The organism is Candidatus Pseudothioglobus sp. Uisw_086 (assembly GCF_048085745.1).
Taxonomy (GTDB): Bacteria; Pseudomonadota; Gammaproteobacteria; order PS1; family Pseudothioglobaceae; genus Pseudothioglobus.
In genome coordinates, this window is the sequence record NZ_CP159803.1 from 478,224 (window position 1) to 504,596 (window position 26,373).

The 26,373-nt window shown below is 36.1% G+C and carries 29 protein-coding genes and 3 tRNA genes; 17 read left to right on the forward strand and 15 right to left on the reverse strand.

Annotated elements, in window-relative coordinates; genetic code table 11:
• Positions 1-4: 4 nt before the first annotated feature.
• The 3 genes from dcd to ABXT49_RS02385 are packed head-to-tail and all read right to left on the reverse strand — an operon-like array spanning position 5 to position 2,686.
• A complete protein-coding gene (gene dcd / locus ABXT49_RS02375; protein ID WP_271537365.1) occupies positions 5-571 on the reverse strand; it encodes a dCTP deaminase in 567 nt (188 codons plus the stop codon).
• Between the two features lie 34 nt (positions 572-605).
• Positions 606-1,691, reverse strand: a complete 1,086-nt coding sequence (mraY, locus tag ABXT49_RS02380; protein ID WP_416652866.1) for a phospho-N-acetylmuramoyl-pentapeptide-transferase — start codon at positions 1,689-1,691, stop codon at positions 606-608.
• 2 nt (positions 1,692-1,693) lie between these two features.
• The gene (locus ABXT49_RS02385; RefSeq protein WP_416652867.1) at positions 1,694-2,686 is read right to left on the reverse strand and encodes a peptidylprolyl isomerase; all 993 of its coding nucleotides are present in this window, start codon (positions 2,684-2,686) and stop codon (positions 1,694-1,696) included.
• Between the two features lie 140 nt (positions 2,687-2,826).
• On the opposite strand from ABXT49_RS02385, the gene ABXT49_RS02390 reads away from it, so the two are divergent.
• A complete protein-coding gene (locus tag ABXT49_RS02390; protein ID WP_271537370.1) occupies positions 2,827-3,072 on the forward strand; it encodes a YfhL family 4Fe-4S dicluster ferredoxin in 246 nt (81 codons plus the stop codon).
• Between the two features lie 4 nt (positions 3,073-3,076).
• On the opposite strand, the gene ABXT49_RS02395 is transcribed toward ABXT49_RS02390, so the two are convergent.
• The gene (locus ABXT49_RS02395; protein ID WP_416652869.1) at positions 3,077-4,186 is read right to left on the reverse strand and encodes a pyridoxal-phosphate-dependent aminotransferase family protein; all 1,110 of its coding nucleotides are present in this window, start codon (positions 4,184-4,186) and stop codon (positions 3,077-3,079) included.
• A 264-nt stretch (positions 4,187-4,450) separates the two neighbouring features.
• Here ABXT49_RS02395 and ABXT49_RS02400 point away from each other — a divergent pair, with 264 nt between their 5' ends.
• Genes ABXT49_RS02400 through ABXT49_RS02420 form a run of 5 tightly spaced genes read left to right on the forward strand, consistent with a single transcriptional unit; the run spans position 4,451 to position 9,383 of the window.
• Positions 4,451-5,881 (forward strand): FAD-linked oxidase C-terminal domain-containing protein, encoded by a 1,431-nt coding sequence (locus ABXT49_RS02400; RefSeq protein ID WP_416652870.1) that lies wholly within the window; start codon positions 4,451-4,453, stop codon positions 5,879-5,881.
• 2 nt (positions 5,882-5,883) lie between these two features.
• Positions 5,884-6,447 (forward strand): FAD-binding protein, encoded by a 564-nt coding sequence (locus ABXT49_RS02405; RefSeq protein WP_416652872.1) that lies wholly within the window; start codon positions 5,884-5,886, stop codon positions 6,445-6,447.
• Positions 6,447-7,601 carry a glycolate oxidase subunit GlcF gene (glcF, locus tag ABXT49_RS02410; protein ID WP_416652874.1) on the forward strand — a complete coding sequence of 385 codons (1,155 nt, stop codon included), beginning with the start codon at positions 6,447-6,449 and terminating at the stop codon, positions 7,599-7,601. Before ABXT49_RS02405 ends, glcF begins: the two co-directional genes overlap by 1 nt.
• Positions 7,594-8,916, forward strand: coding sequence for a 23S rRNA (uracil(1939)-C(5))-methyltransferase RlmD (gene rlmD, locus ABXT49_RS02415; RefSeq protein ID WP_416652876.1), 1,323 nt, complete (start codon positions 7,594-7,596; stop codon positions 8,914-8,916). The genes glcF and rlmD overlap by 8 nt, the downstream gene beginning before the upstream one ends.
• Positions 8,917-8,969: 53 nt before the next feature.
• Complete coding sequence (locus ABXT49_RS02420) at positions 8,970-9,383, forward strand: rhodanese-like domain-containing protein (protein ID WP_416652878.1); 414 nt, start codon at positions 8,970-8,972, stop codon at positions 9,381-9,383.
• On the opposite strand, the gene ABXT49_RS02425 is transcribed toward ABXT49_RS02420, so the two are convergent.
• Complete coding sequence (locus ABXT49_RS02425) at positions 9,380-11,548, reverse strand: UvrD-helicase domain-containing protein (RefSeq protein WP_416652880.1); 2,169 nt, start codon at positions 11,546-11,548, stop codon at positions 9,380-9,382. The two genes, ABXT49_RS02420 and ABXT49_RS02425, sit on opposite strands and share 4 nt — an antisense overlap.
• 157 nt (positions 11,549-11,705) lie before the next feature.
• Between ABXT49_RS02425 and ABXT49_RS02430 the strand changes: the two genes are divergently transcribed.
• Positions 11,706-12,647: a KamA family radical SAM protein gene (locus ABXT49_RS02430; protein ID WP_416652881.1), complete on the forward strand. Its 942-nt coding sequence runs from the start codon at positions 11,706-11,708 to the stop codon at positions 12,645-12,647.
• On the opposite strand, the gene ABXT49_RS02435 is transcribed toward ABXT49_RS02430, so the two are convergent.
• The gene (locus ABXT49_RS02435; RefSeq protein WP_416652883.1) at positions 12,628-13,155 is read right to left on the reverse strand and encodes a TlpA family protein disulfide reductase; all 528 of its coding nucleotides are present in this window, start codon (positions 13,153-13,155) and stop codon (positions 12,628-12,630) included. The genes ABXT49_RS02430 and ABXT49_RS02435 overlap by 20 nt on opposite strands.
• 11 nt (positions 13,156-13,166) lie before the next feature.
• Here ABXT49_RS02435 and arsC point away from each other — a divergent pair, with 11 nt between their 5' ends.
• On the forward strand, positions 13,167-13,514 hold the full coding sequence (arsC, locus tag ABXT49_RS02440) for an arsenate reductase (glutaredoxin) (protein WP_416652885.1): 348 nt from the start codon (positions 13,167-13,169) through the stop codon (positions 13,512-13,514).
• A gap of 2 nt (positions 13,515-13,516) precedes the next feature.
• On the opposite strand, the gene rlmH is transcribed toward arsC, so the two are convergent.
• The 4 genes from rlmH to ABXT49_RS02460 are packed head-to-tail and all read right to left on the reverse strand — an operon-like array spanning position 13,517 to position 15,626.
• Positions 13,517-13,951, reverse strand: coding sequence for a 23S rRNA (pseudouridine(1915)-N(3))-methyltransferase RlmH (gene rlmH, locus ABXT49_RS02445; protein WP_416652888.1), 435 nt, complete (start codon positions 13,949-13,951; stop codon positions 13,517-13,519).
• A gap of 22 nt (positions 13,952-13,973) precedes the next feature.
• Positions 13,974-14,309 carry a ribosome silencing factor gene (gene rsfS, locus ABXT49_RS02450; RefSeq protein WP_271537391.1) on the reverse strand — a complete coding sequence of 112 codons (336 nt, stop codon included), beginning with the start codon at positions 14,307-14,309 and terminating at the stop codon, positions 13,974-13,976.
• Positions 14,299-14,907, reverse strand: coding sequence for a nicotinate (nicotinamide) nucleotide adenylyltransferase (gene nadD / locus ABXT49_RS02455; protein WP_416652890.1), 609 nt, complete (start codon positions 14,905-14,907; stop codon positions 14,299-14,301). Before nadD ends, rsfS begins: the two co-directional genes overlap by 11 nt.
• Entirely contained in the window at positions 14,904-15,626 is a 723-nt protein-coding gene (locus tag ABXT49_RS02460) for an MBL fold metallo-hydrolase (RefSeq protein ID WP_416652892.1), read from the reverse strand. Before ABXT49_RS02460 ends, nadD begins: the two co-directional genes overlap by 4 nt.
• A gap of 83 nt (positions 15,627-15,709) precedes the next feature.
• Between ABXT49_RS02460 and ABXT49_RS02465 the strand changes: the two genes are divergently transcribed.
• The 3 genes from ABXT49_RS02465 (at position 15,710) to ABXT49_RS02475 (ending at position 16,020) form a co-directional block, all read left to right on the forward strand.
• Positions 15,710-15,785, forward strand: a tRNA-Ala gene (locus tag ABXT49_RS02465).
• Positions 15,786-15,802: 17 nt separating this feature from the next.
• Positions 15,803-15,877 (forward strand) — tRNA-Glu (locus ABXT49_RS02470).
• Positions 15,878-15,943: 66 nt separating this feature from the next.
• A tRNA-Glu gene (locus ABXT49_RS02475) sits at positions 15,944-16,020 on the forward strand.
• Positions 16,021-16,053: 33 nt separating this feature from the next.
• Here the strand turns inward: ABXT49_RS02475 and ABXT49_RS02480 are convergent.
• Positions 16,054-16,887 carry an SAM-dependent methyltransferase gene (locus ABXT49_RS02480; RefSeq protein WP_416652893.1) on the reverse strand — a complete coding sequence of 278 codons (834 nt, stop codon included), beginning with the start codon at positions 16,885-16,887 and terminating at the stop codon, positions 16,054-16,056.
• Between the two features lie 330 nt (positions 16,888-17,217).
• Between ABXT49_RS02480 and ABXT49_RS02485 the strand changes: the two genes are divergently transcribed.
• The 5 genes from ABXT49_RS02485 (at position 17,218) to pgeF (ending at position 22,015) form a co-directional block, all read left to right on the forward strand.
• Positions 17,218-18,171, forward strand: a complete 954-nt coding sequence (locus ABXT49_RS02485; RefSeq protein WP_416652894.1) for an HpcH/HpaI aldolase/citrate lyase family protein — start codon at positions 17,218-17,220, stop codon at positions 18,169-18,171.
• Between the two features lie 2 nt (positions 18,172-18,173).
• Positions 18,174-19,355 carry a malate--CoA ligase subunit beta gene (locus ABXT49_RS02490; RefSeq protein ID WP_416652897.1) on the forward strand — a complete coding sequence of 394 codons (1,182 nt, stop codon included), beginning with the start codon at positions 18,174-18,176 and terminating at the stop codon, positions 19,353-19,355.
• A 2-nt stretch (positions 19,356-19,357) separates the two neighbouring features.
• Positions 19,358-20,242, forward strand: coding sequence for a succinate--CoA ligase subunit alpha (gene sucD, locus ABXT49_RS02495; protein ID WP_416652900.1), 885 nt, complete (start codon positions 19,358-19,360; stop codon positions 20,240-20,242).
• 86 nt (positions 20,243-20,328) lie between these two features.
• Positions 20,329-21,270 (forward strand): 23S rRNA pseudouridine(1911/1915/1917) synthase RluD, encoded by a 942-nt coding sequence (gene rluD / locus ABXT49_RS02500; protein ID WP_416652901.1) that lies wholly within the window; start codon positions 20,329-20,331, stop codon positions 21,268-21,270.
• 22 nt (positions 21,271-21,292) lie between these two features.
• On the forward strand, positions 21,293-22,015 hold the full coding sequence (gene pgeF / locus ABXT49_RS02505; RefSeq protein WP_416652903.1) for a peptidoglycan editing factor PgeF: 723 nt from the start codon (positions 21,293-21,295) through the stop codon (positions 22,013-22,015).
• Here the strand turns inward: pgeF and ABXT49_RS02510 are convergent.
• Genes ABXT49_RS02510 through ABXT49_RS02525 form a run of 4 tightly spaced genes read right to left on the reverse strand, consistent with a single transcriptional unit; the run spans position 22,012 to position 25,387 of the window.
• Positions 22,012-22,419, reverse strand: a complete 408-nt coding sequence (locus ABXT49_RS02510) for a S24 family peptidase (RefSeq protein WP_416652905.1) — start codon at positions 22,417-22,419, stop codon at positions 22,012-22,014. The two genes, pgeF and ABXT49_RS02510, sit on opposite strands and share 4 nt — an antisense overlap.
• On the reverse strand, positions 22,407-23,219 hold the full coding sequence (gene mutM / locus ABXT49_RS02515) for a bifunctional DNA-formamidopyrimidine glycosylase/DNA-(apurinic or apyrimidinic site) lyase (protein WP_416652907.1): 813 nt from the start codon (positions 23,217-23,219) through the stop codon (positions 22,407-22,409). The genes ABXT49_RS02510 and mutM overlap by 13 nt, the downstream gene beginning before the upstream one ends.
• A 6-nt stretch (positions 23,220-23,225) precedes the next feature.
• Positions 23,226-24,881, reverse strand: coding sequence for an AMP-binding protein (locus tag ABXT49_RS02520; protein ID WP_416652909.1), 1,656 nt, complete (start codon positions 24,879-24,881; stop codon positions 23,226-23,228).
• A gap of 5 nt (positions 24,882-24,886) precedes the next feature.
• A complete protein-coding gene (locus tag ABXT49_RS02525; protein ID WP_416652910.1) occupies positions 24,887-25,387 on the reverse strand; it encodes a chalcone isomerase family protein in 501 nt (166 codons plus the stop codon).
• A 188-nt stretch (positions 25,388-25,575) separates the two neighbouring features.
• On the opposite strand from ABXT49_RS02525, the gene ABXT49_RS02530 reads away from it, so the two are divergent.
• Positions 25,576-26,166: a urate hydroxylase PuuD gene (locus ABXT49_RS02530; RefSeq protein WP_416652911.1), complete on the forward strand. Its 591-nt coding sequence runs from the start codon at positions 25,576-25,578 to the stop codon at positions 26,164-26,166.
• Positions 26,167-26,373: the final 207 nt, after the last annotated feature.

The following is a 26,373-nucleotide window of genomic DNA, read 5'->3' on the forward strand; positions in this document are numbered from 1 at the left end:
TTGCCTAAGCCTTTGGTAAAGTTACGCCAGTTTGGCCTTGGTATTTTCCGTCTCTATCTTTATATGAAGTTTCACATACCTCGTCAGACTCAAAAAAGAGCATTTGAGCAACGCCCTCGTTGGCATATATTTTTGCAGGCAAAGGTGTTGTATTAGAAAACTCTAGAGTTACGTGTCCTTCCCATTCTGGCTCAAGTGGAGTGACATTAACAATTATGCCGCACCTTGCATAAGTGGACTTCCCAAGGCATATAACTAGCGTAGAGCGAGGAATTTTAAAGTACTCAACTGTTCTTGCGAGTGCAAAAGAATTTGGAGGAATAATGCACTCATCTGAGTCAATTTCAACAAAGCTTTTGGCATTAAAGTTTTTAGGATCAACAATATTATGATTAATATTTGTAAATATTTTAAATTCAGTTGAGCAGCGAACATCATAGCCATAGCTAGAGGTACCATAAGAGATTATTTTTTGATCATTTGATTGTCGAACTTGTTTTGGCTCAAATGGATGAATCATCCCATTTTCTAGGGACATTTTACGAATCCACTTGTCTGATTTTATACTCATGAATCGGTATTTTACAGTGCGAAAACAATCATCATTATCGAATCTTTATACTGGCTAAACTAATTAAGACCAAAATCAGGGTAATAATCCAAAACCGCACAATAATTTTTGGCTCTTTGAGTCCTTTTTTTTCATAATGATGATGAAGTGGAGCCATTAAAAAGATTCTTTTTTGAGTGCGCTTAAAGTAGCCTATTTGGATAATTACTGATAAGGTCTCAGCAACAAATATACCGCCCATTAGAATTAACAGTATCTCTTGGTGAACAATAATAGCAATAACACCTAAGATTGCACCTAAAGATAGCGATCCAGTGTCACCCATAAATATTTCAGCTGGGTAGGTATTAAACCAAAGAAAACCAAAGCCAGCTCCTACTAATGCTGCGCATAGTACAAATATTTCACCTGTTCCTGGCATGAATGGCATATTAAGGTAGCCTGAGAAATTATAATTTCCCCCAATATAAGCAAAAACTGCAAGGGCTCCACTAATTAAAATAACAGGCATGATTGCTAAGCCATCTAGACCATCTGTAAGATTGACAGAATTTGAGCTTCCAACAAGTGCAAACCAGCCAATAATTAAAAAAGCAAGCGTATTAAGCGGAATAATAAGGTCTTTGAAGAATGGAATCAATAGTTCTGCGCCAATAGTTTTAGAATTTAAGCTGAGTAGCCACACACAAATTAATATTGCGCTAATCGACTGCGCTAGGATTTTTTGTCTTCGACTTAAGCCATCTGAGTTTTGTTTTTTAATTTTTAGATAGTCATCGATAAAGCCAATTGAGCTAAAAAGAAGAGCTGTAACAATTACTATCCAGAGGAATGGGTTATCCCAATCTCCCCAAATAAGAACACTGATAAAAAAAGCAAAAAGTATTAGAACTCCACCCATAGTTGGAGTCCCTGCTTTTTCTAGATGGGTTTCTGGACCATCATTACGAATCACTTGACCAATTTGATAATGCTGAAGTTTTGCAATAATCCATTTGCCAAGAACTAATGTAATAAGAAGGGCGGTCATCATTGCAAATACAGCCCTTACAGTTAAATAGCTTAGAACATTAAAGCCAGTATCTAATGAGGAAAGAAAGCTTAATATTTCTAAAAACATTATTATTTATCCTTTGCAGAAATCAGAATTAGTTCAAATATTATGAATGAGTCTTGAGGTATGTTGCCACTTGGAGCATCACCAAATACATATTCATAGGTTGCAATAATAGTGCGCTCTTCTCCAATGGACATTGCTTGAGTGTTTTCCTCAACAATTCTAATTATCTCACCGCTTCCAAGAGTGAAGTCAATTGGGCTTCCTGGCGCACGCATTATTTGTCCACTGTTAGCTTTTAATGCTATATCTACTGAAACAAGCTGACCTTGATTTGCTAGATTGCCATCACCTTTCTTATTAATTCTTGTGAAGTAACCTAAATCATTTTTTGTAGCATCTGGATAAGTGGAAGTTGCAAAGTCTTCAAAGTCAACTTGTCGCAAAGCTTGTTGAGCAATAATCCCTTCATTTGCTTGTGCTAGTAGATCATTAAATGAGCCCTCATTAGCAATAAATTCATTTGCATTGTCACCAATACGCTCAATTCTTACAGTCTCCAAAGTATCACCTTTTTGAATGGAATTTACAACGTCCATGCCCTCAACGACATGACCAAAAACGGTGTGCTTGCCATCTAGCCATGGAGTAGGCACGTGAGTAATAAAAAATTGCGATCCATTCGTTGCTGGTCCAGAGTTAGCCATTGATAGGATTCCAGGTTTGTCATGCATTAAATCAGTAAATTCATCTGCAAATCGATAACCAGGGCCACCAGTGCCATCTCCATTGGGATCTCCACCTTGAATCATAAAGTCATCAATTACTCTATGAAAAAATATGCCATCATAAAAAGGAACACCAATATCCTTGTTACTTTTTTTAGTGCCTTCTGATAATGCAATAAAGTTGATTACAGTTAGCGGCGCTTTTTTATAAGCCAACTCAACAACTATTTTTCCTTTGCTGGTCTGCAAATGTGCATAAATTCCATCATTAGTTGCAGCAAATGACATAGAAGATAATAATAATGAAAAAACAACTAAAAGTACTCTCATAATAACCCTAGAAATAAAATGATTAATGATACCCAAAATCATCTTTATTTTTACTCTGATACGTTAAAATATGCATCTAATAAATACACGATACAGCTGGATTGGTTGTATTAAATTATTATCTAACTTGAGGATCGTTTATGTCTTTGCTAATTACAGATGAATGCATTAATTGTGATGTCTGTGTTCCTGAATGCCCGAATGAGGCTATTTATATGGGCGAAGAGATCTACGAAATTGATGGCGATCTTTGTACTGAGTGTGTAGGGCATTTTGATACACCGCAGTGCGTTGAGGTATGCCCAGTTGATTGTTGTCTCCCAGATCCTGACAGGGTTGAGACCGATGAAGTGCTTTTAGCAAAAATTAAAGATCGGGAAAGCTAAAGGTCTATAACGTCTTTTTTAGTGCGGACAAACAAAGTTCTATATTCTCTTTTCTTGAAGTATAGCCCATTAATCCAATTCGCCATATCTTTCCTGCCAAATTACCAAGGCCAGCGCCGATTTCCATATTGTAATCATTTAATAAAGTGGTGCGAATCTCAGCGTCATTTGCTCCTTCAGGAATGAATACGCTATTAAGTTGAGGCAGTCTGCTGGACTTTTCAACTAAGTAACTAATCCCAAGTTCACTTAAACCATCTCTAAGTAACTGGTGATTTTGTTGGTGTCGATCCCATGAGTTTTCAAGCCCCTCTTCACAAAGCATAACTAAAGATTCATGAAGGCCATATAGAGTATTTACTGGAGCTGTATGGTGATATGCACGCTTTGAGCCTTTACCCCAATAACCCATCACTAAATTAAGATCCAAAAACCAGCTTGTTACAGGCGTTTTTCGATTACTAATTTTATGAACTGCTTTTTCACTAAAGCTAACTGGTGACAACCCTGGCATAGCAGAAAGACATTTTTGAGACCCAGAATAGATTGCGTCAATACCCCATTCATCTACTCTTAACTCTGAGCCTACTAGTGAGGTCACTGCATCAACAATAGTTAAGCAATTATGCTTATTGGCAATCCCACAAAGTAATTTTGCATCCGACAAGGCGCCTGTTGAAGTTTCTGCATGAACAAATGCAACAATTTTAGTATCAGGATTTTCAGTCAAACACTGCTCAAGTTTTTGAGGGCTAACAGGCATTCCCCAGTCATCCTCAATGATTATTGCTTGGCCACCAATTCGAGTTACATTTTCTTTCATTCTTGACCCAAAGACACCATTGATACAAACTATAACCTTATCTCCAGGCTCTACAAGATTTACAAAGCAGGCCTCCATTCCAGCTGAGCCGGGCGCTGATATTGGCATTGTTAATGCATTTTCAGTCATGAAGGCATATTGCATCATCTCTTTAATTTCATCCATCATGTCAATAAAAGCAGGGTCTAGATGGCCAATGGTTGTTTTTGCCATTGCATTAAGGATTCTTGGGTGAACATCTGAAGGACCAGGGCCCATAAGAGTTCTTGAAGGAGGGTTAAATGATTTCATAAGTTTTTTTTTAAGGAAATATAATTAATAACTCTTTATAATGTTTTTAGTCCTGAGCATTATCATAGAAGCTGTGTAAATAGTTATTAATAATATTCAAAGCAACTTGAACTATATTAATTGAGCTACTAATTAATTAAGTTACTATAGGCATAAGTTAATAGAGTGCATCAACATTAATGTTTCATTCTATGAAACTAGATTTCATTTTGATTGATTTTTAAAAAAAAGTCAAGTTTTAACATTAATTATTTAAATATAAGTATGTCTATTATTTCAGAGTTAACCAAGGCTTTGCCAAAAAATTCAGTCATATCTGGGGAAGAAAATACTCGTCCTTTCGAATGTGATGGCCTTAGTGTTTATAAACAAAAGCCCTTAGCTGTTGCTTTACCTAGTAGTGTTGATCAAATTAAAAAAGTTTTGGAAATTTGTAAGAAAAATAATACTCCTGTGGTTACAAGAGGGGCAGGGACAGGGCTATCTGGAGGCGCTTTACCGCTTAAAGATAGTGTCGTTCTGGGGCTTTCAAAGCTAACCCGAATACTCTCCATTGATCCAGAAGCTCAAACTGCAATTGTTGAGCCAGGAGTTCGTAATATTGCGATTAGTGAGGCAGTTGAAGAGTATGGTTTGTATTATGCGCCAGACCCTTCTTCTCAAATAGCGTGCACTATTGGTGGAAATGTTGCAGAGAATTCAGGCGGCGTTCATTGTCTTAAGTATGGACTAACAGTTCAAAACTTAGAGGCAGTAAAAATATTGACAATAGATGGCCAAGAGTTGCTTTTTTCTAGGAAAGATGAAGGTATGGGTTTATTGGCATTAATGACAGGATCAGAAGGCCTTTTGGGTGTTATATCTGAAATTACTGTTAAGCTGACTAAAAAGCCACAAGTAGCAAAACTTGTAATGGCTGGTTTTGATAGTGTTAGAGATTGTGCTAATACAGTAGCAGAAATTATTAAGATTGGAGTTATCCCAGCCGGGCTGGAGATGATGGATCAATTTGCCATTGAAGCTTCTGAGGCCTTTGCTCAAGCAGGATACCCATTAGGCGCTAAGGCACTATTACTGTGTGAGTTAGATGGCTCTGAGGACCTGGTAAAGGAAGATTTAAATAAAGTTATTAATATACTTTCTAAAGCCTCTTCTGTAAGAGTGTCAGAAAATGAGGAAGAGCGCTTACTTTTTTGGAAAGGAAGGAAGTCAGCATTTCCTGCGGTTGGCAGGTTATCTCCTGACTACTACTGTATGGATGGCACAATTCCAAAAAGATATCTTGCTGATGTTCTGGAAAAGATAAGCAGTCTTTCAACAACATATGATCTAAGAGTTGCAAATGTTTTTCATGCCGGTGATGGCAATTTACACCCTTTAATTCTATACGATGCCGCTCAGCCAGGAGAGCTTAAAAAAGCAGAAGAATTTGGTAATGATATACTCAAGTTATGCGTTGATATGGGTGGATCAATTACTGGTGAACATGGCGTGGGAATTGAGAAATTAGATGCCATGTGTCATCAATATAATAGTTCAGAGCTAGAGATTTTTCATCAAATTAAAGCGGTCTTTGACCCCCATTCTCTTCTTAATCCTGGAAAGGCTGTGCCTACGCTTCATCGTTGTGCTGAATTAGGAAATATGCATGTTCATAATGGCAATTTACCTCACCCTGAATTGGAACGCTTCTAGCTATGAGCTCAATTTCAGAACTGCAGCATAAAGTAAAGCAAGCTAATAAACTCAGAATTACTAATAATGTTAAAGATAATAAAGAAGAGCAATTAAATATGTCTTCATATTCTGGGATTGTCGAATACTTCCCAGAAGAGTTAGTCATTACGTTAAAGGCGGGAACAACTATTGATGAAGTTAATAAAATTCTCTCAAAAAATAATCAAGCTTTAGCTTTTTTTACCGGTGACTCTAAAAAAACAATTGGGTCATTGTATGCAACATCTGGAGCAGAATTTTCAGATAGTGTTTTAGGCGTTCAGATAATTAATGGTAAGGGTGAACTGCTAAATTTTGGTGGCCAGGTTATGAAGAATGTTGCTGGTTATGATGTATCTCGGCTCTTGGTTGGCTCAATGGGTCGTTTGGCAATAATTACCCAAATTAGTTTAAAGATCTTGCCTGAAAAGGTAGCAGTCCAGTTTCATAAAAAACCATCAATAAAAAATAAAGAGTCTTCATTAAGAGAGCAAGTTGAAATTAAGTTAAAAAAAGTATTTGATCCTTATGGAGTTTTTATCTAATGCATGCAGAGCTTAAACAGCCATCGATCACACAACATGAAAATGACATTGCTAGTCATGTTATTGCTTCATGTGTGCACTGTGGTTTTTGTTTGCCAACCTGTCCGACCTATCAACTTTCAGGAGATGAGCTTGATTCTCCAAGAGGTCGAATTTATTTAATAAAGTCAGCTCTTGAAAATAATGAATATAGCTCTAAATCTCTAAAGCATTTGGATCAGTGCCTTACTTGTCGCTCCTGTGAAACAACCTGCCCTTCAGGTGTTGAATACGGCAAGCTGCTTGAGGTTGGCCGTAATTTTATAGAGCCTAAAAGATCAATCGTGCAAACACTTTATCGATTTTCAGTAAGAAAGGTTCTTTCAACACCTTTAATTTTTAAACCATTAGGTTATTTTTTTCGACACTCTAAAATTATTTCAAAACCAATTAAGCCTAAAAAGGTAAAGTCCACAGTGCTACTTTTAGGGGGTTGTGTGCAGCCAACACTAGCTCCTAACATTAATCATAGTATAAAAAATATTTTAGCTAAATTAGATGTAAGAGTTCTAGAGGGCAGGCAAAGTGATTGTTGTGGCGCATTAGATCAACACTTGGCTGCACCAAAAGATGCTTTATCAAAAGTGAAACGTAATATTGATAAATGGACTCTAGAGCTTGAATCAAATGCAGAGGCTATTATTTCCAGCGCGAGTGGATGCGGGGTCATGGTAAAGGATTATCCAAGCCTATTTGAGGAGTCAGATCCATATTTTGAGAAGGCTAAAAAAGTTTCATCAAAAACTCAAGATATTGCAGAATATCTAGCAAATCAAGATTTGAGTGGACTGAAATTATCAGAGCTAAATATTTCCTATCATGAGCCATGCACTTTACAACATGGCCAAAAATTAGGCGGACTTGTTGAGTCAATCCTCTCTCAGTTTGGCTATCTTAAAGCTCCAATTAAGGATTCACATATCTGCTGTGGCTCTGCGGGAACATATTCAATCTTTGAAACTGAAATATCGAATAAATTAATGATAAATAAACTTGAAAATTTAAATGCTTCTCAGCCAGAGATAATAGTTACTAGCAATATAGGCTGTTTGATGCATCTTCAAAAAGGCAGCTCAATTCCTGTGAAGCATTGGGTGGAGTTGTTAGATGTCTAGAGGTAGAAAGTTAAAGAGTAAAATTTATGAAATAGAGATTGAGTCATTATCCCATGAAGGCAGAGGTATTTCTCATAGTGATAACAAAGTTATCTTTACTCGAGGGGCTTTACCTGGAGAAAAAGTTATTGCATCTCGTACGCTCTCCAGAGCAAAGTTTGAAGAGGCTGATGTTGTCGAAATAATTAAATCATCACCAGATAGAATTGAGGCAAAGTGTGCTGTTTATGGAGTATGTGGTGGCTGCTCATTTCAGCACCTTTCATCTGAAAATCAAATAATCGCAAAGCAGAGTTGGCTTCAAAGTGCGTTTATTGGTCAAGCCAAGACTGAGCCTAAAAACTGGCTTGAACCCATGCAGGTTCAGAGCTGGGGTTATCGCCGCAAAGCCCGATTAGGTGTTCGCTATGTTGCCAAAAAAGAAAAAGTTCTTGTTGGTTTTAGAGAAAGAAAGTCTTCTTTTATAACTCTAATGAGCCGTTGTGAGGTTTTACATCCATCGCTTGGTGACAATCTAGAAATAATTGCAGAGTGTATTGGTAAGCTCAGTATTAGGGAGCATATCCCTCAGATTGAGGCTGCAATTTCGGAGTCACATACAATATTAATTTTAAGGCATCTCCAGCCTTTGACTGAGAGTGATGAAGCTATACTTAAAGAATGTGGCGAAACATTATCAATAACTTGGTATACGCAGAGTAGAGGCTTAGACACTATCAAGCCTTTGATTGAGGCTGTAACTCTAACTTACTCTATTCCTGATCATAAGATTGAAATGGCATTTTTACCGAATGACTTTACTCAAGTTAATTTTGCGCTTAATCAAAAAATGATTAACCTTGCGATTGAATTGCTCGAATTGAATGATCAAGATAGTGTTCTTGATCTTTTCTGTGGGCTTGGTAACTTTACGCTTCCTATTTCAAAATATGTTGAAAAAATTGTTGGAATAGAGGGTGATAAAGGTTTGGTAGAGAGAGCTAAAGCCAATGCTGATGCTAATGGAATTAATAACGCTTCATTTTATAAAGCAGACTTGTCTGAAGATGTATCAGGCTCTGAATGGTTTAGAGGTCAAAAATATAATAAAGCTTTAATTGATCCAGCCAGAACTGGGGCAATTGAAATTGTTGAACTTCTACCAAAATTAAATATTGAGCGATTAGTTTATGTTTCATGTAATCCATCAACCTTAGCTAGAGATACCGCTCGATTAATTGAGTTGGGATTTACTTTGGTGAGTGCGGGCGTGATGGATATGTTTCCGCAAACTGCACACGTAGAGTCAATTGCACTTTTTACTCGCAAAAAATAAGTATTAACGTATGATAATATTAAATAATATTTTAATTTTTATTGGAAAGATTAATGAGCTATAAGCGTAACTTGTTGCCAAAAATGGCTATGGAAAGACTTAAGGAAAATCCAGAGGTTGTATTGATTGATGTTAGAACACGTGCTGAACATAAGTATGTAGGCTATCCAGAAAATTCAATTCTTATTCCTTGGTTTGATGAGCCAGATTTAAAACCTGATCCAGAGGCTTTTTACGAATCAGTTCTGAATGAACTCGGAGATCGAAGTGAAGTATTGAATACTGAACTGATTTTTATATGCAGAAGTGGATTCAGATCAAATGAGGCTTTGAAGTGCCTTCAAAGCAATGGTTTTACTTGTCTTTCTCATGTTGCTAGTGGATTTGAAGGTGACCTAGATGAAAACGATCATCGCGGCAACCTTAATGGTTGGCGACACGATGGTATGCCTTGGTCTCAAGGCTAAACTATCTCTAGGTTAGCGTAAGAGCTAATCAACCATTTCGTTCCAGCTTTTTGAAAATTAATTTGCAGTCGCATTGAGTCTCCACTTCCCTCATAATTTAAAATAGTGCCAAGTCCAAATTTTGCGTGCTTAACAACCTGACCTATTGAGTAAATTGAATCTGAAGTTGCCACCATCTTCTTACTAACGTTGGTATTTTTTTCATATCCTTGATGCGTGCTTTCAATATTATGGTTTTTAATATAGTTTAAAAAACTTTTTGGAATTTCATCAAGGAATCTTGATTGCATTGAATAAAAGGATTGCCCATTAATAAAACGTCTACTTGCATAGGTGAGGGTAAGAGACTTCATTGCTCTAGTCATACCCACATAACAAAGACGCCTTTCTTCATCGGTATTAGGAGCCTCTCCCTCTCGCTGTCTTGAGGGAAATAAATCCTCTTCAAGACCTACCAAAAAGACTACAGGAAACTCTAATCCCTTTGCAGAATGAACAGTCATAAGTTGAACAGACCCTTGATTACTTTTATTAGACTCACCACTTGAGTCAAGAGTTGCAAGAGCAATAAAGCCCTGAGTTTCATTTAGTTCATTATCTTCTTCATGGGTATATTTAGTTGCTGCTGTAACTAGTTCACCTAGATTTGCTTTTTTAGTACCAGCCTTATCAGTCTTATCATTAGCATAGTGTGCCATTAATCCAGATTGAAGTAGAATAGAGTCGACTTTTTCACTAAGCATTAGATTTTTAGTGCTATCACTAATTTCTTCAATTAAATGGATAAACGATTGCAAAGCATTTGCTGCCCTCGCTGGCAAGCTATTAATAATAGCAATAGATGACTGAAAAAAGTCAGTATGGTTTTCAATAGCATGAGATCTAATTTTTTCAATAGTTGATAGTCCAATCCCACGAGTTGGAAAGTTCACAATCCTCTCAAAAGCGATATTATCAGAAGTGTTTTCAATGAGTCGAACATAACCCATTGCATCTTTTACTTCTGCACGTACAAAAAATGGCAAACCTCCATAGATTTTATAGTTAAGATTTTGCCCCCTAAGTGCTTGTTCAAATTCTCTAGATTGGGCGTTTGATCGATAAAGTATGGCGCATTCATCTAGGTTTCTACCTTGATTAAATTGGGTCTGGATTTCACTAATTACATATTGAGCTTCCTCTGTTTCTGTTCTTGCATTAAACACATTGACAAGATCGCCATCTCCTGACTCCGTCCAGAGTGATTTTTCAAGCCTATTTTGGTTGTTTGCAATTAGGGCATTTGATGCGCTAAGAATATTTCCTGTTGAGCGATAATTTTGTTCAAGCTTTATAACCTGAATTGGTTTAAAGTCACTCTCTATTTTCTGAATATTTTCAATCCTTGCACCTCTCCAGCCGTAAATTGATTGATCATCATCACCAACACAGAAAACATGATTACTTTGATTATGAAGTATTTTTATAAACTGATATTGGACTCTGTTAGTATCTTGAAATTCATCAACCAAGATATGACAAAATTTTTTTTGGTAGTGATCTAAAAGGGATTCATTATTCTTTAAAAGCCCATAACTTTTAACCAGTAAACCGGCAAAATCAACCAAGTCATTGGCCTGACAATGCTTCTCATAAAGATCAAAAACTTTAGTGCTTTGCTTTACAAAAAAGTTATAACCTGCATCAATTTGATGGGGCAATATGCCTTCATCTTTCTGTTGGTTAATAAACCATTGAACCTTCTTGATAGGAAACTTTGTTTCATCAATACCATTCTCTTTCATCAGGCGTTTAACGATCCGAAACTGATCTTGTGCATCTAAAATTTGAAATGTAGGAGAAAGATTTGCCTCTGTAGGATGGGTCCTAAGGAGTCTATGTGCAAGCGAGTGGAAAGTGCCAACCCACATCCTGCCAATCGGCCTCCTGAGAAGATCACTCAAACGCTCTTTCATCTCATTTGCAGCCTTATTGGTAAAAGTAACTGCAAGTATGTCGTCTACATGATGATTCTTTGTTGTCACTAAATAATGGATTCTTTGAGTTAATACGCGCGTCTTTCCACTCCCAGCACCTGCAAGAATTAATGCATTTGTGTCCTCACTTAGTGTTACAGATTGTTGTTGTTTTTTATTTAGTCCGTCAACTATTGGCGCTGAATTCATATTAGGTATTTAATTAAATTTGGAGGTTTTTTGTTCTGATTATTTGAAAAATGTTATTACTTGATGGGAGTATAGATAAATTATAATCAGATTATGAGTCATTATAATGATGACTGATTCCTTTGTCACAGTTAAGCTGGCTTACTACTAAATTAATATGAATAAATCTTGGAATGAGAGTGCGCGCTCATCATTGAAAAGCGCTAACGAGTGTAACGAATATTTTGGCGAAAATATTTTTAAAGATTTTCACTTTCCCATCAAAATACCACTTGAATTTGCAGAAAGAATTGATAAGTCTGATCCTTTAGATCCACTAATGCTTCAAATTCTTCCAAAAGAAGTCAAGGCTACTGAGGGTTTTTTTGATTCACCTGTTTCAGATGAAGAGCACTCTCCAGTTAAGGGTTTAATTCATAAGTATCCCTCACGAGTACTCCTAATAGCAACTAGTGTGTGCGCAATACATTGTCAGTACTGTTTTAGACAGAATTTTGATTATGTTTCGCATGATATTTTAAAAAACTGGCCTGATATTGAGAATTATTTAATGAATAAAAAAGAAGTGAGTGAAGTTGTCTTAAGCGGGGGTGATCCTTTGACATTAAGTGATAAAAAAATTAGCAAAATACTTAATAAAATTGAGATTATTGGCCATATCAAGACAGTTAGGCTTCATACTAGAACAGCTGTAGTAATTCCATCAAGGATTACTCAAGAACTGATTGATATACTTGACAAAACTAGGTTAAAAGTTGTTTTTGTTTTTCATATAAATCATGCTCGGGAAATATCTGATGAGTTTATGAAAAATGTTGAGAGCTTAAAGGTTCATACTTTATTAAATCAGTCAGTATTACTTAAAGATATAAATGATAATGCAAAGGTTTTATCTGAACTGTCTAGCAAGCTTTTTGAATCTAATATATTGCCATACTATGTCCACCTCCTTGACAAGGTTTCAGGGACTGAGCGTTTTTTAGTTACAGATAAAAGAGCCAAAGAGATTTATAAAATACTTCAAACCTTATTGCCAGGTTATTTAGTTCCAAGAATGGTTCGAGATGAGGGTGGTGACTCTAAGAGACTGGTATTATAAATTCGTTTAAATCATCTATTGTAATCTCACCCATAAACGTATGAATTAGTTCACCCTCTGGGCTATAAATTTGAGTTGTTGGCATGCCTAGAATTTCTCCAAAATTTGAATATTCAGAGTCGTTATCTTCGTTATAAAGCACGATAGGGTAGTTAATCGAGAAGCGCCTTATATAATCATTAATTATTTCAAGGTCTACAGGCTCAAAATCCAGTCCAAGGATCTCAACGTGATCAGAATTTTCCTCATAAAATTTTACAAATGCAGGAATCTCTTTAAGGCAAGGAGTACACCAAGTTGCCCAAAAATTAACAACAAGATATTTTCCGCGAGTATTTTTCTCTGTAAACATGACACCCTTTGTATCTATTAGGCTAAATGAAAGCTCTGGAACAGATTCATGCCATGGCATTAGAGGTTTCGCCCAGTCTACTATTTCGTTAAAACTTAATGCTTGGCTTGCATGAAATGGAGTTATTAGCCAGAGTATAATTAGAATTTTTTTCATTAGTTAGTTTTATGAATGCAAAGATTTATCACAATTCTCGTTGCTCCAAATCAAGAGCAACTGTCGCTATTTTAGAACAAAATGAAGTTGACTTTGATGTTGTTAATTACTTGATTGAGCCTCCCAGTGAATCAGAGCTCAGAGCAATTTTGAGTGATTTGGGTATAAGCGCTAGAGAACTTCTTAGAAAGGGTGAATCGAAATACAAAGAATTGGAGCTATCTAATAAATCTTTAAGCGAAGACGAGTTAATTAAAGCAATGCATGAGTTTCCAATTTTAATTGAGCGACCAATCGTCAGAACAGAGAAGGGGGTTGCTATTGGAAGACCTCCAGAGAACATTCAATCAATTCTCTGATTTTATTCTCTATGGTAAGGGTGATTATTAAGTAGGCTATATCCACGGTAGATTTGCTCTACTACTAATAGTCTTGCCATTGAGTGCGTCATTGTTAGATTGGACAGCCCCCAAACCTGATGACATTTTTGTTTAACTTCTGAAGAAAGCCCATCTGCGCCTCCAATGAAAAGTGCAACGTTCTCACCATCAAGCTGCCAGCTTTCGATTGACTTAGAAATTTGTTTACTAGTTTTTTGAGTCCCAGTCTCATCAAAGGCCACCAATAGTGTTGAATCGCTGGCGGATTCAAGAAGTAATTTTGCTTCAAGGTTTTTTGAATTTTCTGAGCTGCTTGATTTTCGGTTTTGAGATTCTAAGCTTGTAATTGTGAAATTATAGTAACTAGGAAGTTGTTTTTGATAGTGCTCAATGCCAAGGTTAATCCAATTAGGCATTTTTTTGCCAATCGTAATTAGGTTAATCCTCATCTTCCTCGGTAGACCATAATTTTTCTAATTTATAGAAGTCTCTTGTTTTTTCAGTCATTAAGTGAACAACAACCTCACCCAGGTCAACTAAGGCCCACTCACTTTGTTGTTTGCCTTCGATTCCTAGGACAACCATGCCAACTCTCTTAGCTTCAGTGCTGACATTAGTAGCCATACTTTTGACATGTTGTATTGATCTGCCGGTAGCTATAATAATCGCCTCTATATCATCACACTGCTTCATAACGTTTAGGGTTATAACATTTTCACCTTTTAAATCATCAATTACGTTTTCAACAATTTTTGTTTGTTTGTCAAGTGTCATATTTTTTTATAAAGCTAATTATGGAAGTAGGTAAAAAATTATCAAGATTTTGATTGGCGGCAATTTTACCTCTAATATCACTCGATGAAATATCTATCATTTGAGAATTGGAAAAATATAAGTGTCCATTTGGTTTTGCTTTAAGTTGATGAGCATTTTTTGCTGTGTCAAAAGTTTCTAGAGTTTTACTAATTGGTTGATCACCAATTCGTGGAAGCACAGCTAAATGAACCAACTTTGAAAATTCATCCCAGTTTTTCCAAGTTTTAAAATTGATAAAGCTATCCATTCCAATAACTAAGCAAATTGACTCCTCTTTAAATGACTCTTTTAAGTCGAGTAGGGTGTCAATCATGAAAGAGTTTCCACCGCGTAAAATTTCTCTCGTATCTATTTCAAGACTCGTGAACTCCTTAATAGCCAGATTTAGCATTTGAAGTCTTTCTTTTGAGGTGTAATTTAGAGAGTTTTTATGGACGGGCACGAAGCAAGGCAGCATAAATAGTCGATCAATACTGAGTTCATTTTTTATTGATGTAGCTGTTTGAAGGTGTCCAAGATGAACAGGATCAAAGGAGCCACCATAAATTCCTATCATAGTAAGGCATTTACTTCATCTAGTGTCATTGGAGACATAGGGTACGTTCTAGTTGAATCATGAACATGCATTCTATATCGGACAAATGTATCTTCATCTTTGATAAGTAAAAAAGGGTTTGCTTTTTTTTGCTCTGCTATTGTCGTTGTTATCTCTGATCCATAATTATGTCCACATAATAAGTGGATATCATCTCCCACTTCAGTCAATAATTTTTTAAGTGAATGAAATAATGTCACTGGATTGGAGCCTGCAAGGCTGCATATGCCAACGCCATAAACGAATAATGTGTCACCAGCAATAAGGTGCTCATCTAAAAGGTAGCAAATACCACCAGCAGTATGCCCAGGGGTTTCAATAATTTTTATTTTTGTTTCACCTAGATTGATGATTTCACCATCTTTAACTGTGTGAACTTTATTTTCAATATTTAAGTAAGGAATTTCATTAACGCCAGCAGTAATTTTTGCACCTGTTTTACCAGCTAAGTCATCGACCGCATTTGTATGATCACCATGCCAGTGAGTAATCCAAATATCTGTAAGGGTATAACCTTTATCATTTATTTTCTCTAAAAATAAGTCTGACTCCCATGCGGGATCAACGATTGCACATGTTTTGGTTGCCTCATCAAATATAAAATGAATTGAATTTTCATAGGCGCCAATATGATAGAGCACGTCGATTGAATATTGATTACTGTTATATGTTTTTTCCATAATGCATTATTTTACCAATTTTGACTTGACTGAAATGAGATACAGATTATAATTTACGCTTTTGCTAAACATCCTAGTTACTTGGGGCTATAGCTCAGCTGGGAGAGCGCTTCGCTGGCAGTGAAGAGGTCGGCGGTTCGATCCCGCCTAGCTCCACCAAGCAAAATAGTTTTAATGTCGCGTTCGTCTATCGGTTAGGACTCCAGGTTTTCATCCTGGCAAGAGGGGTTCGATTCCCCTACGCGATGCCATTTTTTTTAATTAAAAAGGACAAATTTTAATTTAATGTTCTAAAGTAATACCATCTAAAACCCTTTGTCCCGTTCGTCTAGTGGCCCAGGACGCCAGGATTTCGTCCTGGAAACAGGTAGTTCAAATCTCCTACGGGACGCCACCTATATAAGTTTAGAGTTAGCGCTTGATGTATTCAAGTATTTTTTTTGGCAAGACACCTTATTCCACCTAACCTTCCATTTGAATAATATTTACCAACAAAATTGTAGAATGAATTTAAGCTATCAAAAACCTCTTTTCCATGAACTCTTATGTTTCTTTCTTTTTCACTATTAAATTGTATCACTCTATCGTTTGTAAACTCTGTCCATGAGCTAGACATATCTTCACTGTAAATTAAATCAAACCCATTTTTCTCTAGGTTTGAAATATATTTGTCAAAATAAGGGAGATGTTTTCCATAAATTTCTTTTTCTATTTCTTTAATCTCATCATCACTTAATTCTATTCGACTCGTTATGTCTTCTGTATAAAAAAAGCCATGCGGATTAAGTAAGTCACATAACTTTTTTAATAAAATTTCATGATTGGGTATGTGATATAAAGTAAGCCAGCTAACAACAGCATCAAACTTTTCGTTTTTAAAATCATAATCAAGAATATCCCCACAAATATGATTCACTTTATTTGATAATCCACATTTTTTAGTTAGATTATTAGCTAGCTTATTTTGATCCGATTGCAGCTCAATTGCAGTAATTTTTGCTCCTGTTTTATAGGCTATATATCTGGCTGGACCACCAATGCCTGAGCCAATATCTAATATTTTAGAATTGCCATTTATACCAAGTTTTTTTATAGATATGTCAATTGCATCTGTTCCATGATAGTGAAACTGGTCAAACTTAGATAAATCTTTAACCATCAGATTGTCAGACGTTGATTTGCCTATTTCTCTGAGTTCGTTAAATATCCTCTCTACGTTATTGTAGAGCTTCATTGATTTGATATTTAAACTATGATTCATTCTTATTAAGTTGATTTAGCTTCTTTACTTTGAATTCAATAGACATGCTTATTTTATTATAGCGATAATTTTTCTTGCTTTAAATATTAAATAGTGCTTTAAGTTCTATCAGTTGTAAGCTTTAGTTGTGAAAATTTATGTTGATCAATATTATAAGAGTTGATTTGACCTATATCTCCTGTGATTATTACTCAACTCACTAAGTTTTTTTATTGCTATAGTGGTTATTTAATGTGCCTAATACATCAAATTTAAATTGATAATTTTGTCTTAATATGAAAGATATTATTATTTTAAAAGTACTTTAAAAAATATATATAGGGAAATATTATGAGTCATATTATTCATGAGCCAGTAAAACAGAGACTTCAGAGAAGTGAATTAGCAGTTCCAGGATCCAGTCCTAATATGTTTGAAAAAGCATTATCAAGTGCAGCAGATTTTGTGTTTTTAGATTTAGAAGATGCTGTAGCACCAGATGATAAAGTGACGGCACGTAAAAATGTTATTGACGCACTGCAAGATCTGGATTGGAAAGGTAATGGTAAGACTATTTCCGTTCGAATCAACAGTATAGATACGCATTATATGTATCGCGACGTAGTTGAGGTGGTTGAGCAGGCAGGCCAACATCTTGATACTATTTTGCTTCCTAAAGCAGGCACAGCATCAGATGTTTATATGTTGTCAGCAATGCTTAATCAAATTGAAACTTCTAAGGGCTTTAAACATCGAATTGGAATTGAAGTGCTTATTGAAACTACTTTAGGCATGGCTAATGTTATGGATATTGCTAAATTTGGCCGTGAAGAGCGACTTGAAGCGATGCATTTTGGAGTTGCAGACTATGCTGCAAGTTGTCGAGCGCGAACAACCGTTATAGGTGGATTAAATCCGAATTATCCAGGGGATCAATGGCATGCTGGCCTATCTCAAATGTTAGTGGCGTGTAGAGCCTATGGAATCCGACCAATTGATGGCCCTTTTGGCGACTTTAATGATCCTGAGTCTTATAAAGAAGCTGCAAGAAGAGGTGCAGCTCTTGGTTTTGAGGGAAAGTGGGCAATTCATCCTTCACAAATTGAGTTGGCTAATGAGATTTATACGCCACCAGAATCAGAAGTTTCACATGCTAAGCAAATTCTTATTGCATTAGATGAAGCAGCTAAAGAGGGTCGAGGTGCGGCCCAATTAAATGGACGAATGATTGATGCTGCTTCTGCAAAGATGGCTGAAAATATTGTCAATACAGATAATGCAATAAATGGGAAAGTTGTCGCGTAATCATGAATATTCATGAGTATCAAGCTAAAAAGCTATTGGCCAAATACGGAGTTCCAATTCCAAAGGGTGGCATTGCTCATTCTGCGACTGAGGCAATTTATCAAGCCAGTGAGCTGGGTGGGAGTAAATGGATTGTTAAAGCCCAACTTCATTCAGGCGCACGTGGTAAAGCTGGGGGTGTAAAGCTATGTAATAATCATCAAGAAATTGCTGATTTTTGTCATAATCTTCTAGGCAATAAGCTTGTAACTCTCCAGACTGGTCCAGAAGGAAAGATGGTTTCAAGTATCTATGTCGAAGAAGCAAGTGATATTGCTAAAGAACTTTACTTTAGCATTTTTCTTGATAGAGCCACTCAAAAAGTCACCTTAATTGCCTCTTCTGAAGGCGGCATGGATATTGAAAAAGTTGCAGAAGAAACACCAGAAAAAATTTCAAAAATTATGATTGATCCTGCTGTTGGAATGCAGCCTTTTCAGGCTCGTCAGTTGGCTTTTACATTAGATTTACCTAATGAAGTTGTTGGAGCTGCAAGTCGAGCAGTTATGAAGTGTTATCGTGCATTTAGAGATACTGATGCTAATTTATTAGAGATCAATCCATTAATATTGACAACTGACAATAAAGTTATGGCTATTGATGCAAAGATGACATTTGATGAGAATGCGCTTTATCGTAGGCCAGAAATTTTAGAATTTCGTGATAAAACACAAGAGGATTCTCGTGAAACAAATGCTGCCGAGCATGATTTAAGTTATGTTGCTTTATATGGAAATATTGGATGCCTGATTAATGGTGCAGGTCTTGCTATGGCGACAATGGATATGATTCAACATGCGGGTGGAGAGCCTGCAAATTTTCTAGATATTGGCGGTGGTGCATCTGCTGAGAGAGTTGCAACATCGATAGAATTAGTATTGTCTGATGAGTCTGTAGAAGCTATTCTGATTAATATTTTTGCTGGAATAAACCGATGTGATTGGGTTGCTCAAGGCATTGTGGATTTATTAAATAAGCGAGATATTGATATCCCTTTAGTTGTTCGCTTATCTGGAACTAATGTAGAAAAGGGACAGAAAATATTAAAAGATAGTGGTAAAAAAGTTATAACAGCTGATACCTTATCTGATGCAGCATACAAAGTTGTATATGCATGGAAAAAAGCAAAAGGAGATAAGAATTAATCATGAGTATTTTTATTGATGAAAAAACTCCAGTTTTAGTTCAAGGAATAACTGGCCGAATTGGCTCTTTTCATACTCAAGAGATGATTGATTATGGTACAAACATTGTTGCAGGAGTTACTCCAGGAAAGGGTGGGTCAATACATTTAGGAAAACCAGTATTTAATACAGTTGAAGAGGCTGTATTAGCAACAGGAGCAGAGGCGAGTATTGTCTTTGTACCCCCGGCCTATGCAGCTGATGGCATTATGGAGGCGGCTGAATCTAATATAAGATTTTGCGTAAGTATCACAGATGGAATACCTACACATGACATGATTAGAGTGAAGCGTTATATCAATAGTGCTCCCCAAGAAAAACGCATGGTTTTAACTGGACCAAATTGTGCTGGTACGATTAGTCCAGGAAAATCATTATTGGGCATTATGCCAGGACATATTTATAAACAAGGCAGTGTTGGCTTGATTGGAAGATCTGGAACTTTAGGATATGAGGCAGCCTCTCAAATGAAGGAACTGGAAATTGGCATAAGTACAAGTGTTGGTATTGGCGGAGACCCAATTAATGGTAGTTCTTTCTTAGAAATTTTAAAATATTTTGAGAATGATGATGATACTGAAGCCGTTATGATAATTGGAGAAATTGGTGGCCCTCAGGAAGCTGAAGTAGCTGAATATTTTAAAAAACACATGAATAAGCCAATGGCGGCATATATAGCAGGGCTAACAGCACCCTCTGGACGAACAATGGGCCATGCAGGAGCTATCGTTAGCTCAAGTGGTGAAAGTGCTGTAGAAAAGGTAGTAATTCTTAAAGATGCTGGGATTATGGTTGCACCAACTCCATCTGATATGGGTATAACAGTAGCAAATCTTCTAAAAGGATGATAGTTATTTAATTAGATTTTTTTTCGATTTTTTTTAATCTAAATTTTATTCTGGATATGGCTTAATTATCAATATAAAATATCGCCATGGATTTGCTAAATATTATTATCCCAAAGCGAATGGCAGGCGCAAGAATAGATGCTGCAATATCTGAAATGCTTCCAGACTTCTCTCGTTCAAAAATATCCACCTGGATTAAGTCGGGAGATGCTTTAATTAATTCAAAAACTTTTAAGCCAAAAGACAGGGTTAATGGAACGGAAATTGTCTTTTTATCTTTAAAACAAAAGCAAACTAATGACTGGATGCCTGAGAAAATTCCTCTAGACATAGTATATGAAGACGATGATATTATTGTGCTTAATAAGCAGTTTGGTCTTGTTACTCATCCAGGAGCTGGAAATTGGAATGGCACTTTAGCAAATGCACTTCTTTATTTTGATTCCTCTTTGTCAAAACTTGATAGGGTAGGGATTGTTCATCGACTAGATAAAAATACTTCTGGTTTGATGGTTGTTGCTAGAAATGCAAAGTCCCAAAAATATTTGGTTGAACAGCTTCAAAATCATTCTGTTGATAGGGAATATTCTGCCATAGTTTATGGTCATATGATTGCTGGAGGGACTGTTGATGAGCCTATAGGCCGTGATCCTAAAGATAGAGTTAAGCAAGCTGTCTCAATGAGCGGCAAAGAAGCGACAACTCACTATAGAGCAATTGACAGGTTTAAAAGCCACTCTCATGTAAAAGCAATTTTAGAAACTGGGAGGACTCATCAAATACGTGTCCACCTTTCTCATGTTGGGCATTCTTTGGTAGGGGACCCAATGTATGGCGGACGTGTACGTTTTCCCAAAAAAGCAAGTGAGGAGTTAAAAGATGCCCTACTTAATTTTAAAAGGCAGGCACTTCACTCAAAAAAGTTAACTCTAATTCATCCTATTTCAGGGGAGTCAATGTCTTGGAAGGCTCCATTACCAGTTGACATGAAAGAGTTATTGGAAGTCTTAAAAAAATTCGATTCTTGATAATTTTGGATATTTTAAATCAATGAATTTTTTTCCAAATAATGTTAAATTACTTTCAACACCAAGAATCTTAGAAGGTGGGAGTAGTGAGGGTAGCTTTAATAACTTTAATTTGGCACTTCATGTTAATGATAAGAAGAGCTCGGTATTGGCAAATCGTGACTTATTGTTGAGATGCTACAATTTACCCTCTGCTCCAGTATGGATTAATCAAACACACTCTAATAAGAGTGTTGATGCTGCTTCAATTTCATCAATAGTTGATGCTGATGCGAGTTATAGCAAAAAACTTGGAACTGTTTGTGGAGTACTTACAGCTGACTGCTTACCAGTTTTTATTTGCAATAAGGAAGGTACTACTGTTGGAATTGCTCACGCTGGCTGGAGAGGCTTAGTTGATGGAATAATTGAATCTTTAATTGAATCTTTTAATTGTAAAGGAGAAGACTTAATGGTTCACTTGGGGCCAGCAATTTCTCAATTATCTTTTGAAGTAGGTGGCGAGGTTAAATCTCAATACCTTTCTAAAAATAAAAATTTTGAAAGTTGTTTTATTGATTTGAACAATAAATATTATCTTGATCTGTATGAAGCTGCAAGGGTCGTTTTAAAAAGCTTTGGAGTTAGCTCAATTAGTGGGGGCGATAGGTGTACCTATAAAGAGTCAGATCAATATTTTTCATACCGAAGAGATGGCAAGTGTTCAGGTAGGATGGCACATCTAATTTGGATGGAGAGGCTCTAAGGCGCTACTTCTTTCTCTTTGCCTTTTTTACTAAACTTCATTTCTCCACTATCTTTTTCGAGTAAATAATAGTGAAGTGATTTCTGTTTACGCTGTTTTTGCTGAGTGATACAGCCACGAACTTCAAAAGCATCAGTTAGCTCTATATCATCATAGGACGAATTTAAGCACTTTAAAAGCTGCCTCCCATTTTCTGATACAAACTGACGGAAATAAAGCTCATCATTGAAATCAATAATGACATAAGCCTCATTATGAATTGGCATTCCAGGATCGACAATGATAATGCAATTTTCACTGAATTCAGGTGACATCATATCACCAATATTTTGAAGTGCGTATGGCTCTGAATTGGTTGAACAGGTGCTTTGAAATAAAGCTTTGGGGTTATCTAATGTTGACATTTAGAACAGTAATAAGTGGCTCGTTGATTTTGTACAATTTTTTTAATTGTACCACTGCATCTATTACATGGCATATTTTTACGGTCATAGACAGATAATATTTGATAAAAATAACCAGCCTCACCATCCACATTAGAAAAGTCGTTTAAGGTAGTGCCACCATTATTAATTGATTCTGATAAAACCTCTTTGATACACTTAACAAGAATCTTGTACCGTTTTTTTGACGTTTTTCCTGCTTCTCTTTTAGGGGATATACCAGCTAGAAATAAACTTTCTGATGCATAGATATTTCCAACCCCTACAACGATACTGCTGTCCATAATAAATGTTTTTATGTTTTTTGTTTTGCCAATTGAAGAATTGAAGAGAGAGTTTTCATCAAACTCATAACTTAATGGTTCTGGACCTAATTTTTCAAGAAGTGAAAGCTGCTCATCATTTTTTTGCCAAAGGATTGAGCCAAATCGACGAGGATCATGAAAACGCATGCTTGAATTATTATCTAATTTAAGTTCAAAATGATGATGTTTTTTTAGCGGTTCAATAATAGGGACAACACTTATTGATCCAGTCATTCCAAGATGCATAACCAGTTGTCCATCAGTAAAGTCAATTAGTAAATATTTAGCACGTCTCGAAATTTTCTGGATAGTTTGATTTTTTAAGGTATCTATAAGATGTTTTGGAATTTCCCAGCGAAGCTTTTTTTTATAGATATGAACAGATGTAATTTTTCTATCAACTATTAGAGGCTCTAAACCTCTTCTAGTAGTTTCAACCTCTGGGAGTTCAGGCATGATTTTTTATTCCTGGTCGTTAACTAATGCAATCTTTTTAGTTGCACTAAAGTCGGTTTTTCCACTACCTAGTTTTGGAATTTCATCAACATTTAAAACATTAGCTGGATGATAAAGAGGATTTATTTTGGCATCTGAAAGTATTTTTTTAAGCTTAATTCTATCCATATCTTTTGTGGCAAGAAGTACAATCTTTTCACCTTTGCGTTGATCTGGAAGGCACGTTGCTGCAATTTCTAGTTCTACATCATTACAAGCATCTAATATCTCCTCTTCAACCGTTGTTAAACTGATCATTTCACCAGCTATCTTAGCAAACCTTGAGTATCGATCTACAATCGTTAAAAAGCCATCTTCATCTAAATGTCCCTTATCTCCAGTTCGATACCATCTATAACCATCAATTAGTTCAATTACCTCTGCAGTTTTTTCTGGCATTTTGAGGTATCCCTTCATGATTTGTGGGCCACCTATTAAAATTAACCCATCTTCTCCAGTTGCAATAGGATCAAGGGAGTCTGGATCAACAATTCGAAACTCAGTACCACTAAATGCTCTTCCAACCGTGCCTGGTCTATTGCGTAACCTTTTAGAATTTGAGTCAGTTGCAGCAATATCTGGTAAGTTGACTGAAGCTCCTGGAGAGGTTTCAGTCGTCCCATAACCCTCATAAACAGGTATGTTAAATTTTGACTCAAAGCCTTCCCTAACTTCTGACCTTAATTTTTCAGCACCAGCAACCACAAGTCGTAAAGACTGCATAGATTTGGACGTAACTTTCTTATTTACAGAATACATTCTTAAAAAAGTAGGTGTTCCAACAAGAATAGTGCCTGAGTATTTTTCGATTCCAGATGCAATAGTTGCAACATCTTTTGGATCAGCATGACAAACAATTGGAATGCCTTCTGAGAGAGGCATCAGAGTTGTAATAGCAAAGCCAAACGCATGAAAAGTTGGAAGCGTAGACATGATCACATCACTACTAACTGCTCCTAATTCTATGGCAGCTTGTTTGGCATTGGCAGCAATATTACTATGAGATAATTCAACACCTTTAGGAGAACCTTCACTGCCACTTGAAAACAAAATAGCCGCAGTATCATTCATTGACACTTCTTTAAAGTAACTTTTTCTTATTAAGCTTATTGGCATTAAAATTGCTTTCAATAGAGTAACCAGCCTATTTAAAGTAGAAATCTCTTCTCTAATATCTTCTAACATGAGAAGTTTTGAGTTTGGAAAGAATGATTCCAAGTTCATTCCCCGTTCAGCCATCTTATCTAAAAACTTTCTAGATGTATATATATGCTTTACTTCAGCTTGTTCGGCCGCTGAATTTAATGCTTTTTTACCAGCAGTAAAGTTGAGATTAACAATGGTTTTGCCTAATGCAAGTATAGCCATAGAGGCTATTGCACCTCCTCCACTACTTGGGAGCAATAGGCCAACATTCTGTTCAGGGCTGTAAGTAGCAATTTTTTTTGAAAATAAAAGAACCCCAGTCAAAAACTTTTTGTGAGATATCTCTACTCCTTCAATATCTGCAACAGCAAATGCAGTACTAGATTTTTTGGCATTTTTAAGCCAAGCTACATGGATAGGGTCAAGAGTAGCTGGGTAACTCTGCCAGTCTTTAAAAGAAGTAGGATGAATCTTCATATAAATTAACCTCCCAGCATGGCTTTTTTCAAACTTTTCTGAATTGGGTTGCTGGAGAGGTAGATTCCAAAAAAAGCTTTTTTAAACTCAATTCCAGGGATTGAATCGATATAGCTAGAATTTTTAAGGACATGCGTTCCTGAATTTGGAAGATAGGTAAATTCATAAAAATCACCAGTACCAACCTCAGTATTAAATGTAGCATTTAGTTGATTGATTTCTTCCATTATTGGGCCAGTATTGTTTCCAGTTGATTTTACTAGTCCTTCATTAAGGGCTGTTTTCATTGCATCAGGAGTTACTAAAGATGACATGACATCAATACGTATAGACATTGGCGCATCACTATTAATTATCTTATCAGCATCACTGCTAAGAGATTCAAGGTAAAGACTACTTTCATAGACTTTCATAAAAAATTTTATTCGAGTCCCATGACCGTTAAGAGTTAGTTTGGTTTCTTGATATTCGATATTATCTGGAAGATCAATTGCAAACACTGGCATTATTGAAAATAAACCCAGAGATAAAATAAAACATGGTAAGAGTTTTTTGAAATTAAAAAGCATTAATATGTCCTCGCTATTTATTAATAATTGAATACACCTTATTATAAATATAAATTACAAAAAAACATTTAATTAATAATGAACAATTTATAATAATGATTTTATAACTAAAGGAAGTTATCTTTATGAATCCATTAACCTCTATTAAAGGCACTATTGCATCAGGCTTTGTTTTAGCAATTCTTGTTGCATTTTATTTGTCTCCTGAAGGCTCATCTTTGATTCAACGTAACCTAAGTGTATGGATCCATGCACTTGCGGGTGTTACTTGGGTTGGACTTTTGTATTACTTTAATTTTGTTCAGGTTCCTGCAATGGCAGAAGCGCTAGCTGATGAAGGCGGTCCTGGGCCTGCTGCAATTGGTAAGTATGTTGCACCAAAAGCCTTATTATGGTTCCGTATGTCGGCAGCCGTAACATGGTTAACAGGAGCATGGGCTCTTTCACTGGGCTATGGTTTTACTAACGCATTCCTTTTGAAGCCTGGAGCTGAAATGATTGGCTTAGGCTCTTGGTTAGGAACTATTATGTTGTTCAATGTTTGGGTTCTTATTTGGCCAAATCAGAAAAAAATTCTTGGTATGGTTGAGGCGAGCGCAGAAGAAATTGCGAAAGCTAAGTTCACTGCAGCAATGGCCTCAAGAACTAATGTGGTTTTATCAGTTCCAATGCTTCTTTGCATGATAGGAGCTGGACATGGTGGTTACCTATTTTAATTCTTACTTAAGTTTAATTGAAAACCGGGCTTGTCCCGGTTTTTTTCTTTTTGCATTCCTCCAACAAATTCATATAATCTAAGTATTATCGAAGCAAATTTGTTTGATTAAGAGACACATTAACCTATTAGTTGCAAAAATATAACTATGTTAAAGCCAATATGCAAAAGACTTTAAAGGAAAGATTGAAAGAATTGTTGAAAAAAA

What these genes read in the sequence shown, in the direction of transcription:
- dcd (WP_271537365.1), bottom strand. Translation starts at nt 571, where the DNA reads ATGAGTATAAAATCAGACAAGTGGATTCGTAAAATGTCCCTAGAAAAT.
- mraY (WP_416652866.1), bottom strand. Translation starts at nt 1,691, where the DNA reads ATGTTTTTAGAAATATTAAGCTTTCTTTCCTCATTAGATACTGGCTTT.
- ABXT49_RS02385 (WP_416652867.1), bottom strand. Translation starts at nt 2,686, where the DNA reads ATGAGAGTACTTTTAGTTGTTTTTTCATTATTATTATCTTCTATGTCA.
- ABXT49_RS02390 (WP_271537370.1), top strand. Translation starts at nt 2,827, where the DNA reads ATGTCTTTGCTAATTACAGATGAATGCATTAATTGTGATGTCTGTGTT.
- ABXT49_RS02395 (WP_416652869.1), bottom strand. Translation starts at nt 4,186, where the DNA reads ATGAAATCATTTAACCCTCCTTCAAGAACTCTTATGGGCCCTGGTCCT.
- ABXT49_RS02400 (WP_416652870.1), top strand. Translation starts at nt 4,451, where the DNA reads ATGTCTATTATTTCAGAGTTAACCAAGGCTTTGCCAAAAAATTCAGTC.
- ABXT49_RS02405 (WP_416652872.1), top strand. Translation starts at nt 5,884, where the DNA reads ATGAGCTCAATTTCAGAACTGCAGCATAAAGTAAAGCAAGCTAATAAA.
- glcF (WP_416652874.1), top strand. Translation starts at nt 6,447, where the DNA reads ATGCATGCAGAGCTTAAACAGCCATCGATCACACAACATGAAAATGAC.
- rlmD (WP_416652876.1), top strand. Translation starts at nt 7,594, where the DNA reads ATGTCTAGAGGTAGAAAGTTAAAGAGTAAAATTTATGAAATAGAGATT.
- ABXT49_RS02420 (WP_416652878.1), top strand. Translation starts at nt 8,970, where the DNA reads ATGAGCTATAAGCGTAACTTGTTGCCAAAAATGGCTATGGAAAGACTT.
- ABXT49_RS02425 (WP_416652880.1), bottom strand. Translation starts at nt 11,548, where the DNA reads ATGAATTCAGCGCCAATAGTTGACGGACTAAATAAAAAACAACAACAA.
- ABXT49_RS02430 (WP_416652881.1), top strand. Translation starts at nt 11,706, where the DNA reads ATGAATAAATCTTGGAATGAGAGTGCGCGCTCATCATTGAAAAGCGCT.
- ABXT49_RS02435 (WP_416652883.1), bottom strand. Translation starts at nt 13,155, where the DNA reads ATGAAAAAAATTCTAATTATACTCTGGCTAATAACTCCATTTCATGCA.
- arsC (WP_416652885.1), top strand. Translation starts at nt 13,167, where the DNA reads ATGAATGCAAAGATTTATCACAATTCTCGTTGCTCCAAATCAAGAGCA.
- rlmH (WP_416652888.1), bottom strand. Translation starts at nt 13,951, where the DNA reads ATGCCTAATTGGATTAACCTTGGCATTGAGCACTATCAAAAACAACTT.
- rsfS (WP_271537391.1), bottom strand. Translation starts at nt 14,309, where the DNA reads ATGACACTTGACAAACAAACAAAAATTGTTGAAAACGTAATTGATGAT.
- nadD (WP_416652890.1), bottom strand. Translation starts at nt 14,907, where the DNA reads ATGATAGGAATTTATGGTGGCTCCTTTGATCCTGTTCATCTTGGACAC.
- ABXT49_RS02460 (WP_416652892.1), bottom strand. Translation starts at nt 15,626, where the DNA reads ATGGAAAAAACATATAACAGTAATCAATATTCAATCGACGTGCTCTAT.
- ABXT49_RS02480 (WP_416652893.1), bottom strand. Translation starts at nt 16,887, where the DNA reads ATGAATCATAGTTTAAATATCAAATCAATGAAGCTCTACAATAACGTA.
- ABXT49_RS02485 (WP_416652894.1), top strand. Translation starts at nt 17,218, where the DNA reads ATGAGTCATATTATTCATGAGCCAGTAAAACAGAGACTTCAGAGAAGT.
- ABXT49_RS02490 (WP_416652897.1), top strand. Translation starts at nt 18,174, where the DNA reads ATGAATATTCATGAGTATCAAGCTAAAAAGCTATTGGCCAAATACGGA.
- sucD (WP_416652900.1), top strand. Translation starts at nt 19,358, where the DNA reads ATGAGTATTTTTATTGATGAAAAAACTCCAGTTTTAGTTCAAGGAATA.
- rluD (WP_416652901.1), top strand. Translation starts at nt 20,329, where the DNA reads ATGGATTTGCTAAATATTATTATCCCAAAGCGAATGGCAGGCGCAAGA.
- pgeF (WP_416652903.1), top strand. Translation starts at nt 21,293, where the DNA reads ATGAATTTTTTTCCAAATAATGTTAAATTACTTTCAACACCAAGAATC.
- ABXT49_RS02510 (WP_416652905.1), bottom strand. Translation starts at nt 22,419, where the DNA reads ATGTCAACATTAGATAACCCCAAAGCTTTATTTCAAAGCACCTGTTCA.
- mutM (WP_416652907.1), bottom strand. Translation starts at nt 23,219, where the DNA reads ATGCCTGAACTCCCAGAGGTTGAAACTACTAGAAGAGGTTTAGAGCCT.
- ABXT49_RS02520 (WP_416652909.1), bottom strand. Translation starts at nt 24,881, where the DNA reads ATGAAGATTCATCCTACTTCTTTTAAAGACTGGCAGAGTTACCCAGCT.
- ABXT49_RS02525 (WP_416652910.1), bottom strand. Translation starts at nt 25,387, where the DNA reads ATGCCAGTGTTTGCAATTGATCTTCCAGATAATATCGAATATCAAGAA.
- ABXT49_RS02530 (WP_416652911.1), top strand. Translation starts at nt 25,576, where the DNA reads ATGAATCCATTAACCTCTATTAAAGGCACTATTGCATCAGGCTTTGTT.